Origin of the sequence: Marinobacter sp. SS21 (genome assembly GCF_028369065.1) — a bacterium.
GTDB lineage: Bacteria > Pseudomonadota > Gammaproteobacteria > Pseudomonadales > Oleiphilaceae > Marinobacter.
On sequence record NZ_JAQNDA010000008.1, the window covers coordinates 168,040 to 182,483 of the forward strand.

Below are 14,444 nucleotides of genomic sequence, written 5' to 3' on the forward strand. Positions count from 1 at the left end.
GAGATAGTTACATGATTTAGCGGTTACCAGTTGGTAACCAGAATGCGTATTGTCGTGCCTGTTCGGTCAAGGGTAAGTGCTTGTTAGCAGTGACCATTCGGGCAAGAGAATAAGGAGGCTTAGTGTGTTGCCGCGTCGAAAAAACCTCGTTGAAGAACCACCTGAACGTTGTCCCCTCAATGAGTGCCTGAGCATTATCGGTGGTGCCTGGACCCCGAATATCATCTGGTACTTGAGTGAAAAACCAAGAAGATTCAGTGAATTAAAGGACGATATTCCAGGAATTTCCGCGAAAATGCTGACTGCACGACTAAAGCGCTTGGAAGCCGATGGCGTGGTTGAGCGGCGGGTAGAGCCCACGTCGCCGCCCAGTGTCGAGTATCGCCTCACCGCGTTGGGGGGTGAACTCAAGCCTGCCATCGACGCCATCGTGAGTGTGGGTCATCGACTCAAGGCGTTGAATGGCGAAGGTTAATCAGAGGCTCCCTAGATGCCAAAGGGGTAGGTGTCAGGCAGGCCCGCCAGTGACTCTGTGGCTAATGGCGTGACTGCCGTGGTCTGGTCGATCCAGATGTATTCGTCAAATTGCTGGGGCAGGCGGGCCTCGAAGTAATGGCTCTGGCGCTCCGTTTCCGGTCGGTAGATCACGCCAATGGCTCGCTCCAAGTGGCGGGTGCTCAGACCATTGACCAGCACACCGTCGCCTCCACGTAGTGGAAGCAGGAAGCGCGGCGACCCTGTTTGGTGACACAGTGCTTCATAACTTCCTTTAAGTGCGGGTCTTACCTCTTTGATTTCCATTGGTTGATCCCAGTCTGAGGCGGCTGCTACCGTGCCTGTGTCGGTACCGAACCCGATGCTGTAAGCAAGACTGCCGAAACGGGCCCGGCACAGCCGGCCGATGTTGAACTCATCCCGCAGGGCCATCTCGGTGGCGGCCGAGTCACCGACGTGGGAGTTGTGGGCCCAAACGATTGCCCGGCTGTCTTCACCGTAGTGTTTGAGCAGGCTTTCCAGGGTTTCGAACATGTGGGTATCGCGAATGTTCCAGGCACTGCGGGAGCCGTAGAACATGGTCCGGTAGTATTCCTCCGCATTGGCCACCAGGCGGGCGTTCTGCACGGTGTTCAAGAATCGGTCGCCGTCGTGCTCCGCGTATTTTCTGTGCTGGACTTGCAGCTCCCGCAGCATATCCAGTACGGGCTTTTCGCAAGTTGCGTAATCGGGATTAAGCGCCGCTTTACCATAGGCGCCGGGGTTCGACTGGAACGGGGTCAAGCAGCTGTAGCGTTCACGGGCGAGGGCGGCGGTGGCCGGGTCGACGTCATCCAGGAACTCCAGAATGGCGCGAATGGAGTTGTACAGGCTATACAGATCAAGGCCGTGGAACGCGATCCGGGCTTTCTCCGGTAGGTGTGAATTGTGCTGTCGCAGCCAATCGACAAAGCCCCGAACCTCTTCATTGCGCCACATCCAGGCCGGGAACCGGGCAAAGGCGGTCCATTCCGATGGCGGGTACTCGGCGTGACGAACGTAGTGGTCAACCCGGGCGGCGTCGGGCCAATCGCCTTCGATGGCCACGACATTGAATTGCTTCTGTTCGATCAGGGCGCGAGTGATGCGTTCACGGACCCGATAGAATTCCGAGGTGCCGTGACTGGCTTCGCCGATCAGTACCACGCGGGCATCGCCAATCCGCGCCAACAATCCCTCGATCGGCAGGCGGTCCATATCCTCAAAGCCGATCGCTTGCTGGCGGATGCGATCGGTGAGGTTGTTCTCGCGGTCCTTGAGTACATAGCGGCCAAACGGAGTGCGGCTGCTCAGAGCGTCGTCGTGTCCATCAAACTCGCCGTGGAGGGAATGGAAGGCGATGTCGGCGATGTCGTCGGATCGAAAGTCGTTCTGGGAGACCCGGGTGACTCTCACCAGTTCCTGAACCAGCGCATCCTTGCCTAATGGAATGACCATGCTGCCACCAATCTTTAGCTGGTGTAGCAGTGCCTCGGGAGGCTTGGCGCTGCCGGCCGTAACCACGATGGCGTCGAACGGCGCCTGATCCGGGCAGCCGAGGCTGCTGTCGCCCACCCGCACCTCGACATTGTCCAGCCCCTCGTTGGCGAGAGCATTCCTGGCCTCGCTAGCCAGTTCCGGAATGCGTTCGATGCTAAACACCTGCTTGGCGAGGCAACCCAGGATAGCGGCCTGATAGCCGGAGCCGGTACCGACGTCGAGCACCCGCTCGCTCCCCGACAAATCGAGGGCATCCACCATCAGGGCGATGACGTACGGCTGGGCGAGGGTGTGGCCGGCCTTAATGACCAAAGGGGCGTCATCGTAGGCGAATTGCCGGACTTCTGCGGGTACGAAAGCTTCACGGCGAATCCGACGCATGGCCTGCAATACCGCAGGTGTGAGAATGCCGCGACCAAGGATCTGTTCCCGTACCATGCGATCCCGTAGGCTGGCGGCACTTTCGGAGTCAATCTGGTTTCGTCCTCCCATGGCTCTGACGCTCCTGTTCCCGGCGTGAATGGGGGAATGCAACCGCTTTGACTTACATCATAGTCCTGGCTTCGCCTGATTAGAAAGTGAACAGTGGTTAAGTCGGTATGTTTCCGGTGACGCCTCGGGAAATCAGTATCTTATTAATGCCGAACCCCAGGTGAAGCCACCTCCGAAGGCTTCCAGCAGCACCACATCGTTGCGCTTGATGCGACCGTCCCGCACCGCCACGTCGAGGGCCAGCGGAATCGAGGCGGCAGAGGTGTTGCCATGCTCATTCACCGTGACCACGACCTGATCCATGGCCATGTCGAGTTTCTTTGCGGTGGCGGCGATGATCCGGAGGTTGGCCTGGTGGGGCACCAGCCAGTCGATGTCCGATTTTTGCATCTGGTTGGCGGTCAGGGTTTCGTCCACAATCTTGCCGAGGGTGTTCACCGCCACTTTGAACACCTCGTTACCCTTCATCTCGATGGTACCCAGGCCCGCCTTCAGTTGATCCGGCTTGTCGGCGATGCCGCAGGGAACGTGCAACAGCTCTTCGTACTGTCCGTCCGCATGGAGGTGCGTCGAAAGAATACCGGCGTCTTCGTTGGCCTCCAGTACCACTGCTCCGGCGCCGTCGCCAAACAGCACACAGGTGCCGCGGTCTTTCCAGTTCACAATGCGCGAAAAGACTTCGGCGCCGACCACCAGTGCCTTTTTACTGCTGCCGGCTTTAATGAAATTGTCAGCGGTGGCCAACGCGTACACAAAGCCGCTGCACACCGCCTGCAGATCGAAGGCGGGGCAGCCGTGGATGCCCAGTCTGGCCTGGAGGATACAAGCGCAGCTGGGGAAAACCTTATCGGGCGTGGATGTGGCAAAGACGATCAGGTCAATGTCCTGGGGCGACAGGCCAGCCGCTTCAATGGCCCGCAGCGATGCCTGTTCCGCCAGGTCGACGGTGGTTTGGCCTTCCAGCGCGATGTGGCGCTGCTCAATCCCGGTACGCTCGCGGATCCACTGGTCGGTCGTGTCCACCGTCGCTTCGAGGTCTTTGTTGGTGACGATGTTCTCGGGCAGGTAAGAACCTGTACCAGTGATGCGGGCGTAAGTCATGAAGGTGTCCTGAAGGGTGTTGGCTCGTGTCGATTGTTGGTTGACTCCATCGTATACCCAAGCTCCGTGCTGGGGTTATTAGCGATTTGTCGATCATGGTGGGGGAAAGTTCCCGCATCGCCAGCCCTCAAGCCTTGAAGCGAATCCATTTTCTGGCCACTATGCAGCGTCTTCGTCTATGACCAACTTTTGCCGCAGAGAGGGAACCTTCGTGATCCACGACCAAGTCAAAGACTATTACGGACGGGTATTGCAGAAATCCGAGGATCTTCAGACCAATGCCTGTTGCACCGATGCCAACATGCCGGGCTATCTGAAGCGGGTGATCGGCAAGATTCACGATGAGGTGCTGACCCGCTATTACGGTTGTGGACTGGTGGCTCCGGAGCAACTTGGTGGTATGCGGATACTGGACCTGGGCTCAGGCTCAGGCCGCGACGTCTACGCCCTGTCGGCCCTGGTCGGGGAGGCCGGCGAAGTGGTGGGTGTCGATATGACCGATGAGCAACTGGACGTCGCCCGCCGACACGTTGATTATCACGCCAACGCCTTCGGCTATGCCAAGCCCAACGTGCGATTCCTCAAGGGCTACATCGAAAAACTCGACGAGCTGGATCTGGAGCCGGGCAGCTTCGACATCATCGTCTCCAACTGCGTCATCAACCTGAGCCCGGACAAACTCGCCGTGCTGCGTCACGCCTACAACCTGCTCAAACCTGGCGGGGAAATGTATTTTTCCGATGTCTACGCCGACCGACGGATTCCACAGGCGCTGGCGGAAGACCCGGTGCTGTATGGCGAGTGTCTCAGCGGTGCGCTGTACTGGAACGATTTTGAGAGCATGGCCAAAACCGCCGGCTTCGCCGATCCGCGCTTGGTTGAGGATTCCCCCATCACCATCAACAACGCCGAGCAGGCGGCCAAGACCGGCCCGATCCAGTTCTTTTCAGCGACCTATCGGTTGTTCAAACTCGATGGCCTGGAGCCGGCCTGCGAAGATTACGGCCAGGCGGTGATCTATCGCGGCACCGTGCCCAATCAGGAACACCAGTTTGTGCTCGACAAACACCACGTGATTGCCAGGGGCAAAGTGTTCCCGGTGTGCGGCAACACCTATCGGATGTTGAGCGATACCCGGTTTCAAAGGCATTTCGAATTCATAGGAGACTGGAGCACCCACTACGGGATTTTCGAAGGCTGTGGCAGCTCACTGCCATATGACCGATCGGCGGCATCTTCGGCTGAGGCCGGTAGCTCCGGTGGGTGCTGCTAACGTCTGTCTTCAAGCCGTAGTTAACCGTCGATGTTTGGCGGGGTATTCAGCCGAATTGGCTTGCTGATTCGGCTGAGGCTTGGGTAACACCTTAGCGATCGCTGTCCGACAGTAGCGAGGCCAGTTCGGCCCGGCCACGGCGGTTGCTTTCCAGCAACTTGTCCCAGTCTTCGCGATGAGCCACCTGTTCGTCCAGCAGGGATTCGTCCACTGAGCGGAAATTGCGCACCAATTCGATGGCAGTGGATTCCGGCAGTCCAAGTTGCATGAGTGTCAGCTTCGCGCTTTTCAGGGCGGATTCAAAAGTTTCCCGAACCACCATCTCTACGCCCCTGGCGTGTAATTCAAAGGCGTGGTAGCGATCCCTGGCACGGGCAACTATCGCAACATCGGGGAAGTGCTGGCGCACCAGATCCACCACTTTGAGCGCATCCTCGGCGTCGTCGACAGCCAGCACCAGCACCTTGGCGTGGGCGAGGCCGGCATTGTGCAGCAGGTCCAGTCGGGTGACATCGCCAAAGAACACCTCATTTCCATAGCGCCGGAGCAAATTGATCTCGTCCGGGTTGGAATCCAGGGCAGTAAAAGCAATCTTCCTCGCCACCAATATCCTCGCCGTGATCTGGCCAAAACGGCCCAGACCGGCAATGACCACCTCCGGGTGCTCGCTGGGAGCCGTTTCGTCCTCGGGTAACGCCTCCGAGGAGCCTTTGTCGGGCGAGGGCAGCAGAGTTGAGGCCAGCTTCAGCAGCAGGGGCGTGCTGGCCATGGAGAGCGCCACCACCAGGTTTAGCCGACCAACGGTATCGCCATCCATCAGCCCCAGCCCTTTGGCCTGGGTCAACAGCACGAACGCGAATTCGCCACCCTGGCTCAACAGAATGCCGAACCTGACGGTACTGGACCAGGCTACTCTGCGTACCCGGGCGATGAGCATCAGCACCACCGACTTAGCCAGCAATAGGACAATGAGATAGAGGATGATGGTGAGGGGTGAGTCTAGCAGCAGTCGCAGATCCATCGTCATGCCGATGGCGAGGAAAAACAGGCCGAGCAGCAAGCCCTTGAACGGTTGAATATCGGTTTCAAGCTGTTCCCGATAGGGCGAGTTGGCCAACAGGACGCCCGCGACGAATGCTCCCAATCCCATGGATAGCCCGAGATAACCCATCAACCCCGCCGACCCCAGCACCAAGAGCAGGGCGCTGGCGGTCATCACATCCCGATTGCGTAGCTTGGCGAGCCAGCCGAGCCAGGGATTCAACAGATAGCGACCGGCGAATCCCATGGCAATGAGTGCCCCCAGGCCCGCCAGCAGTTGCGGGCTACCCTCATCACGTTGGGTGCCGGCGAGAACGGGTAGTATCAGGATGATGGGAATGACCGCTAAATCCTGGAACAGCAGAATGGAGAAACCAGACCGTCCCTGGGGCGTGCCCAATTGATTGGTTTCCACCAGCATCTGTACGACAAAGGCGGTGGACGACAGGGCCAGGGTGGCACCGATGGCGATGCTCTGGTTGACGCTGAAGCCGAGAAACCAGAAGGCACCGGCCAAGGCAAGGGTGCTGAGGAAGACCTGGCTCGCCCCCAGCCCAATCAGCCGATTTCGTTGCGCCCAAAGTTGGGCTGGTTCGAGTTCCAGTCCCACCAGAAACAGCATGAGGACAACGCCTAGCTCCGCAAAATGCAGCACAGCTTCCGCACCGCTGATCCAGCCAAAGCCCAAAGGCCCAACGATGATACCCGCGACCAGATATCCCAGAATGCTACCTAGACCGGCACGCTGAAATATCGGCAGTAGCACGAGTGCCGCCGCGAGCAAGACCAACGCTTGCGCGAAAAAATGTTCCACGGTATCTCCTTGCCCCCCCAGAGGGCATCAAAGCCTATTCCGGGAGGGGAATGAACTCCTGTTCATCGCCCGGGACTTTGTCGAATCGTCCATCCCTCCAGTCCTGCTTGGCCTGTTCAATACGCTCCTTGCGACTGGACACGAAGTTCCACTCGATAAACCGTTTGCTGAAGGGCTCACCTCCGATGATGGCCAGCCGGGTCTCCGCCAGTGCCTCAACCACCACGCCGCTTTGTTCAGACACAATGGCCATGGCGTGTTCTGGAATTACGGTATCTTTTGCCTTCAGCTCGCCTTTGGCGACATACACCGCGCGTTCCTGGGCGTCGGGAACAGTAATCCGCTGACCTGGCTGCAGCCAGGCTTCCACGTACAGGGTATCCGCAAAGATCTTGACCGGCGATGTAACGCCAAACGCGGAACCCATCATTACCCGTATCGGTACGCCATCGACATTAATGGCGGGAATATCCGTGTCCGGGTAGTGGTAAAAGGCGGGTTCGATCTCCTCCTGCGCTTCGGGCAGCGCCAGCCAGAGCTGCAGACCGTTCAAGGTGTGGTCCGTGGCGGTGATTGCCGGCCGCTCCCTTTCTGAATGCACAATGCCCCGGCCAGCTACCATCAGGTTAATGTCACCCGATCGAATCGCCTGCAGGCTGCCCAGCGAATCCCGATGCAGGATCTCGCCCTCGAACAGATAGGTTACCGTGGCGATGCCAATGTGAGGGTGAGGGCGCACGTTAATGCCGGTACCCGCCTCAAACCGTGCGGGCCCCATGTGGTCGAAAAAGATCCAGGGGCCTACCATTTTCCGGCGAGCAGTTGGCAGCAGGCGCCGCACCGAAAAGCCACCGAGGTCGCGGTCCTTGGGTTCAAGCAGCATCTCGATGGCACCGCATTCTTCTTTACATAGACATTCCAATTCAACTTCGCTGGCAAGATTGCTCATGGGTGTCTCCTAGACGGCACAGGCTTTCGGCACAGATCTCTCATCGACTATTGTTGAAGAAATCCGAACTTTCCATCTTGAAATTAAGGATAGCTCGCTCAAATTCGTCCTGTCCGGCCGTGGATGGTGGACTTCTGTCCGTAGCGTTAGAGCGCCCCGAACTTGCCGGCTTGGAAATCGTGCATTGCCTGCTGGATCTCTTCGTGGGTGTTCATCACAAACGGCCCGTGGCCGACCACCGGCTCGTCGATGGGTTCGCCGCTCAATACCAATAACCGTGCGTTGTTGTTGGACTCGATCAGTACTTCCTGCCCCTCGCGATCCAGGTTGGCCAGCTCCGCATCACGCAAGACGTCGGAGCCGTTGATCTGGGCTGTGCCATTCAACACCGCGATCAGGGTTGTGTGGCCGGCCGGAACCGCCAGATTCAACCGCGCGCCGGGCTCCAGCTGGAGATCCCAGACATTGATGGGGGTGAAGGTTTTGGCCGCTCCTTTGTGCCCCAAGTACTCGCCGGCGATGACCCTTAGCGTGCCGCCGTGGTCTTCCAGTGCTACCTGAGGGATCTCCTCGTCGAGCAGTGTCTGGTAGGCCGCCGGTGCGTCCTTGGACTCAGCGGGCAGATTGACCCAGAGCTGCACCATCTCCAGCAGGCCGCCATGCTCCGTGAACCGGCGGGAGTGGAACTCCTCGTGCACAATGCCCGCACCGGCGGTCATCCACTGGACATCCCCTTCGCCGATGAGTCCGCCGGCCCCCGAGGTGTCCCGGTGTTCCAGCTCCCCCTTGTACACCAACGTGACGGTCTCAAAGCCCCGGTGTGGGTGCTGGCCGACGCCCCGGGGGCGCTGTGCCGGCGGGAATTCCGCTGGCCCCGCATAGTCCAGGAGGAGAAACGGCGAAATGTTCTTCGCCCCCATGCGGTCGTAGGAGAACAAGGAGCGAACGGGAAACCCGTCGCCTACCCAATGGCCATGGGGTGGACTGTAGGTCGTTAAGATCTTCTTCAACATCGTGGCCTCCGTTTGGGCCGGATCGGCCCAGTGTTCAACAGCATCGGTATGACCATAAACCCGTGCAGGGGAACTGACTAGACGCCGAAAATCACACTCAGTGTTCTATTTCAGGAACGCAACTCCTTGATCAACGAAAGCCATAGGGCCATTGGCCCCACCACAATCCACCAAAGGCCACTGCGCTACTGTCTCAGCGGGTAAAAGTCTGTGGGTACGCCGGGGCACCCAAGGGGAATGACGGATGCCCCGTCATTGCCTTATTGCTTCTCGGGCAGGGTGTTGTAACTGGTGATCAGGTTTCGGTAGTCCGGGATGTGGTTCGAGAACAGGGTGCCGAGACCTTCAATGTCGTTGCGCCAGTCACGGTGCAACTCACACGCCAGGCCGAACCAGGTCATGAGCTGGGCTCCGGCTTGCGACATGCGGTCCCAGGCGGAATGCCGGGTCAGCTCGTTGAACGTGCCAGAGGCGTCGGTCACTACGAAGACGTCGTAACCTTCGGCCAGTGCGGACAACGCCGGAAACGCGACGCACACTTCCGTGACCACGCCAGCGATGATCAGCTGCTTCTTGCCCGTCGCCTTGACCGCCTTCACGAAGTCCTCGTTGTCCCAAGCGTTGATCTGGCCGGGACGAGCAATATAAGGGGCTTCAGGAAACTGCTCTTTCAGCTCGGGGACCAGTGGGCCGTTGGGTCCAGTTTCGAAGCTGGTGGTTAGAATTGTTGGTAATCCGAAGTACTTGGCAAGATCGCCAACCGCCAGGACGTTATTCTTGAACTTATCCGGGTCGATGTCGCGGACAAGAGACAGTAGCCCGGTCTGGTGATCAACCAACAATACTGCGGCGTTATTCTTATCGAGTCGAACATACGGCTTGCTCATGGCTTAGTCCTTTCAATTACGGTTTGTGAGATCAACCTTCATTGTTCAAGTACTCCATCGGTGCGGCTTGCAGGCCTGCTTGCGGCACTGAAAGCAGGCAGGGTCCTGGAGGCAAGTCGCTTCACGTCGGAGCCGATCTGAACACGCAAAGCAGGGGCAGTCTGGCGCTGTTGGTTCACCGTTTTGCGGTTCTGGCTCTTACGTTAGACCATGCGATGTGTCGCGAGTAGGCTCAAAAACTTATACTCAGTGTTCTATATATAGGACGAAATTCTATGCAGGATCTAAACGACCTTTACTACTTCGTGCAGGCCGTTGACCACGGTGGATTTTCGCAAGCCGGTCGCGCCTTGGGCGTACCCAAGTCAAAGTTGAGCCGCCGTGTTGCCGAACTGGAGCACCGACTGGACACCCGGTTAATCAACCGGTCTACGCGTGGGTTTACGGTTACTGAATTGGGCAAAGAATACTATCGCCACTGTGTGGCCATGCTCGTAGAAGCGGAGGCGGCGCAGGAACTGATCGATCGGTCACGGTCTGAACCCCGAGGAATCGTCCGACTGAGCTGCCCACCTGGTCTGATTTACTTCCATGTCGGGAAACTCCTGGTCCGGTTCATGGCCGAGTACCCCCAGGTCAAAGTTGAGATCGTCGCCACCAGCCGACGGGTGGATGTGATCAGGGAGGGGTTGGACCTTGCGTTGAGAGTCCGGTTTCCGCCGCTTGAGGACAGCGAATTAGCGATGAAGGTGCTGTGTCAAAGTCCCCAGTGCTTGATGGCATCGCCGGATTTCATGAGGCAGCATCCGCACCCGAATAGTCCATCGGATTTGGCCGGGCTACCAAGCCTGGACTTTGAGCAAGCCGACGGAAAGCACATCTGGTGCCTTGATGGTCCCGATGGGGATACGGTTCAGATACACCACCAACCTCGATTGGTAACTGATGATGTCTTTACTCTCAGGGAAGCCGCATTGGCTGGGTTGGGAGTGGTACGAATGCCCTTGATTGCTGGTGGTGGGGATTTGATAGAAGGTCGATTGATGAGTGTGATGCCAAGCTGGCGGCCAAGGGGCGGGGTCCTACACGCGGTATTTCCCTCCCGACGGGGCCTGGTGCCGGCAGTCAGGGCCTTGCTGGACTATCTGGCCGATGCTATGGACGATGTGGACTTTGTCCTGGAGGGTTAACCCGCCACCCTGGGTTCGGAGCCCATGCGTGAACATTTCAGGTTCTGCAATGTCCTAAAAAGTTTACTTCGCGTCCGCATAAGTGATGGGCAATGCCGGGCTCCAATCGTTAATGTGCCTTTTACACTCAAAGAGCAATGCCCGAGTGGTATCACACAGTACTGAATATGCGGTAAGCCATGACAACAAAAAATCACCATGGATCGCGCTCCCTGCGAGCAGCCAATACCTCAGGCGTGGTTCTCGCGGGACTGGTCCAGCAGCTGTTGATCGTTGCCGAGAAACAGGGTTTGTCCCGAGAGTATCTTCTCGCGGTTATGGAGATGAAGCCTGAAGAGCTGGCGGACCCAAACCAACTGATTCGTACCAATTACCTGGAACGACTGCTGAATGCGGGGCTCGCCTTCAGTCAGGATGAATTGCTGGGTCTTCATCTCGCTCAATACTCACGTCCCGAAGGCTTTGGCGTGGCCGGGTACATTCTCCAGGCCTGTAGCACCATTCGGGAGGCCATTGAGATGTGCATCCGTTATGAGCACCTGGCTAGCAGCATCGGGACTACTTCGTTGCATTACGAGCCGGGAGTTGCTCTTTGGGCCTGGGACATTGCCACACACGATGACGTCTTTCGCCGTCACGCGGTCGACTTTTTGCTGGGGTCACTGAGCTTCATTACCCGTACCCACCCAACTACCTCGACCCACAACTTTTTCAGCTACGTCCTATTACAACATTCCCCGCCGGCTTCCCCCCGCCAGCTGGAGGAGTATGAACGGGTATTCGGGTGTCCTGTGCGATTTAACCAACCCCTCAACGCCCTGGCATTTCCCTTGGAAGCCCTCAATGCAAAGCTGGTGCATTCGAACTCGGGAATGCTGGACGCCCTCGAAGCACACGCACGTTTTCTCCAGCGCAAGAATGAGGGTGTGAGCTTTTACGTGAGAGCACGTACCAAGCTGAGAGTACTTTTGGGGGATGGTTTTGCCTCGAGGGAAGGGTTGGCAGAGTGCCTGGGCATGAGTAGCCGCCACCTGCTTCGGCGGCTGAGAGATGAAGGAACCACCTATCGGGAGCTGGTCGACGAATTGCGCCTCGAATTGGCCTTGAGACTACTTGCGGAAAGCAGCGATAGCGTTGAGTCCATCGCTCACCGTCTGCAGTACACCGAAAGCCAGTCTTTTATCCGATGGTTCAAGTCCAGAAAAAAGATGACACCGACACAATTCAGGCAGGCAGCGACTAGACCTACCGGCACCTTAAAAAATGTTGAATGGTAATGGACAGAGTCAGAAGTCGGTAGCGTTGAACCGTGGTGAAAGCGGTGACGGTTTCCCTGGTCCGGTTGGCCGATAGAGCTGGTGTATTTTTCCATTGAGCGGTAAGCATCCGCTCCGCTCGTTGAACACAAGGAATACCTCAAATGCAAAACAACAATAAGTTTTCCCTTACTTTGATGACAGTGCTTCTGACCGGATGTGGTGGTAGTGGGGATGACCCCGTGGTGGCGTCCGACGTGCATGTGAACGATACCCAGCAAGAGTCCATGAGGCCAGGAACGCTGGCCGATTCGCCCTGTACCCGCGAAAGCTGGGCGGCGGGTACCACCGAACTGTGCCGGGGTGCGTTGATTTATTACGACTATATTTACGACGACTACGGTGCGGATGGTGGCCTGGTATCCATGAATCCTTCGCTGCTGAGTCTGTTGAATCGGGGTGGGCAGTATGACCAGCCGTTTGCCAACACGCCGGGATTGTTGTCGCCGGCAGCCGGTGACCAAAGGTACCCGGAGGGGTTGGAGAATACTGCCGATCTGGTAAGGCTCAGTGTGGCTATTAATGGAAATCGTCTGGTGATCAATGCCGAACTGAACACTATGTTCAATACGGAAGATGCGATTCTGGGAGTCGCGATCGACACCGATTTCCCGGCAGATACGGGTGGCGGCCATTGGGGGAAAGTTGATGTCCGCAGTGACGGATGGGATCAGATCTATTTCACCAACCATGGAGATCCAGATTCCAACATAATGAGCCTCACCGCACCGATGCCGGAGGGCAATCGCTGGCGTATTCAGGCGGCGGTTGCAAAGGCCGATGGCACGGTCATGAATGTGGCATTCCGAGGCCCTCATGAAGAAGCTTCTGCGGACGGGGCAGTCAATCAGGTGCTGCCAGCCTCGGGGAATTTCTGGGAAGACCGGCAGGCCGCTGCGCTGGCTGGTGGTGACATCAGTGAGTTCGGCGAAGTCGTGAACGTCTCGGACCTCCGTCAACGGGTAACCCGGGCCGCAGCGAAGCCGACCGGGTTTCACCAGCGAGTCTATACGTCAGATTATCCCCTGGGTGAGGGCATTGCGATGCCCGGTCTTAATGGCCGGGATGGAGGCGGATTATTCTGCGGTCAATCGTTTAGCTATCTGGGAAAATATCAGCCATATGGCGTCTATGTGCCTGAGGGGGCTGAAACCTCCACAATGCAACCAGGAATGATGTTAGTGATGCATGGTTGCGAAGCGAACCACGCCAGTCAGATCAATCAATCCGCCATGCAGCGCCAGTTCGGGGACGATCTGAACCGTATTTTGGTGGCACCTCTTGGACGAGGTCCCTACGGATTCTACACCGGCCCCTCCGAACGGGATGTTCTGGATGTCATGGCGGACATGACGCAGGCTTACAATATCGATTCCGATCGGGTATTTGCTAGTGGCTATTCAATGGGCGGATTTGGAGCCTTGCATATGGCGACTCATTATCCCGATCGATTTGCCGGTATGGTCAGTTGGGTCGGTCACACCGGGGACCTGATCAACAAACCTGCTGTCCAGCCGCTGGTCGATGAGTTGATTGATACCGCCCTGGAGTCCCTGTTACGGCCGGCGTTGGCGGCGATATTGGGTAGCGTTGCCGACCCGCAGACCGGAACCGAAAACGTCATCGACTATCTTGGCAACTTGCGCCATGTGCCAAGTGCGCACCTGTACGGCGCTGCGGATGAGTTGGTGCCCATCCACGAGGCACTGGCCATCGCCCAGCGGCTCGCCCAGGCTGAGGCCGTGGACTACCACTTCTACCTGCACCCGGTGGCGGAACACCTGACGTTGATGGCGCTGGACGACTGGTCCAAGGAAGCCAGTCGGAGTGCCGAGTGGACCCGGGTGAGCAAGCCCTCCCGCGTCAGCTATCTGTTCGATCCTCGTTTCAATTATCCCGACTTTGGCATCATCCACGACAAGGCCTACTGGGTAAGCGATCTGAGAGCTCGAAATGCCAGCCAGGCGTTGCTGGACCTTTCCGCGCCAGGCTGCGGAGCCAGCTTGCTGAGTTTCGCGACGGGGAACGACCTGGGGGCTTACCCATTACCCTGGGCGGGCAGCTATCGGCACCTGTCGGCGACGAGCCCGCTTCCAGCTGCATTGACCTTATCCGGTGAACTGAGCAACGTGAACAGTGCCTCTGTGGACCTGGCGTCGGTTTGCCTTGAGGGGATGGCCTTTCATTATGATATCGACAGCGATGGTCCGGCAACACTGTCCTTGAGTGATGGCCGGGTGCTGGATCTGGTGGCAGGCAGGAATCAGGGAATCTTCTAGACCATGCTCCTGGCCTGTGCAGCGCTAGCGCAGGCTACCAACATCGCCCATGATATGTTGAGCACATTGATCAAGT

The 14,444-nt window shown here is 57.8% G+C and carries 11 protein-coding genes; 5 read left to right on the plus strand and 6 right to left on the minus strand.

The annotated features are described in order from the left end of the window. The first annotated feature begins 124 nt into the window (after nucleotides 1-124). Nucleotides 125-475, plus strand: a complete 351-nt coding sequence (locus tag N6L25_RS12585) for a winged helix-turn-helix transcriptional regulator (protein ID WP_271980856.1) — start codon at nucleotides 125-127, stop codon at nucleotides 473-475. 11 nt (nucleotides 476-486) lie between these two features. On the opposite strand, the gene N6L25_RS12590 is transcribed toward N6L25_RS12585, so the two are convergent. Beyond that, the gene (locus tag N6L25_RS12590; protein ID WP_271980858.1) at nucleotides 487-2,505 is read right to left on the minus strand and encodes a protein-L-isoaspartate(D-aspartate) O-methyltransferase; all 2,019 of its coding nucleotides are present in this window, start codon (nucleotides 2,503-2,505) and stop codon (nucleotides 487-489) included. A 132-nt stretch (nucleotides 2,506-2,637) separates the two neighbouring features. Continuing rightward, entirely contained in the window at nucleotides 2,638-3,606 is a 969-nt protein-coding gene (locus N6L25_RS12595) for a beta-ketoacyl-ACP synthase III (RefSeq protein WP_271980860.1), read from the minus strand. Between the two features lie 211 nt (nucleotides 3,607-3,817). Between N6L25_RS12595 and N6L25_RS12600 the strand changes: the two genes are divergently transcribed. After that, the gene (locus N6L25_RS12600) at nucleotides 3,818-4,879 is read left to right on the plus strand and encodes a methyltransferase domain-containing protein (protein WP_271980862.1); all 1,062 of its coding nucleotides are present in this window, start codon (nucleotides 3,818-3,820) and stop codon (nucleotides 4,877-4,879) included. A 91-nt stretch (nucleotides 4,880-4,970) separates the two neighbouring features. Here N6L25_RS12600 and N6L25_RS12605 read toward each other — a convergent pair whose 3' ends face one another. The 4 genes from N6L25_RS12605 to ycaC form a co-directional block, all read right to left on the minus strand. Further along, nucleotides 4,971-6,734: a monovalent cation:proton antiporter-2 (CPA2) family protein gene (locus tag N6L25_RS12605; protein ID WP_271980864.1), complete on the minus strand. Its 1,764-nt coding sequence runs from the start codon at nucleotides 6,732-6,734 to the stop codon at nucleotides 4,971-4,973. Nucleotides 6,735-6,768: 34 nt separating this feature from the next. Beyond that, nucleotides 6,769-7,683: a pirin family protein gene (locus N6L25_RS12610; protein WP_271980866.1), complete on the minus strand. Its 915-nt coding sequence runs from the start codon at nucleotides 7,681-7,683 to the stop codon at nucleotides 6,769-6,771. A 146-nt stretch (nucleotides 7,684-7,829) separates the two neighbouring features. After that, nucleotides 7,830-8,693, minus strand: a complete 864-nt coding sequence (locus N6L25_RS12615) for a pirin family protein (protein WP_271980952.1) — start codon at nucleotides 8,691-8,693, stop codon at nucleotides 7,830-7,832. A 263-nt stretch (nucleotides 8,694-8,956) separates the two neighbouring features. Then, nucleotides 8,957-9,583 carry an isochorismate family cysteine hydrolase YcaC gene (gene ycaC / locus N6L25_RS12620; protein ID WP_271980868.1) on the minus strand — a complete coding sequence of 209 codons (627 nt, stop codon included), beginning with the start codon at nucleotides 9,581-9,583 and terminating at the stop codon, nucleotides 8,957-8,959. Nucleotides 9,584-9,858: 275 nt separating this feature from the next. Here ycaC and N6L25_RS12625 point away from each other — a divergent pair, with 275 nt between their 5' ends. From N6L25_RS12625 to N6L25_RS12635, 3 genes are all read left to right on the plus strand, one after another. Continuing rightward, nucleotides 9,859-10,773 (plus strand): LysR substrate-binding domain-containing protein, encoded by a 915-nt coding sequence (locus tag N6L25_RS12625; RefSeq protein WP_271980870.1) that lies wholly within the window; start codon nucleotides 9,859-9,861, stop codon nucleotides 10,771-10,773. Nucleotides 10,774-10,952: 179 nt separating this feature from the next. Further along, a complete protein-coding gene (locus N6L25_RS12630) occupies nucleotides 10,953-12,050 on the plus strand; it encodes an AraC family transcriptional regulator (protein WP_271980872.1) in 1,098 nt (365 codons plus the stop codon). 143 nt (nucleotides 12,051-12,193) lie between these two features. Next, nucleotides 12,194-14,368, plus strand: coding sequence for a prolyl oligopeptidase family serine peptidase (locus tag N6L25_RS12635; RefSeq protein WP_271980873.1), 2,175 nt, complete (start codon nucleotides 12,194-12,196; stop codon nucleotides 14,366-14,368). Nucleotides 14,369-14,444 lie beyond the last annotated feature (76 nt).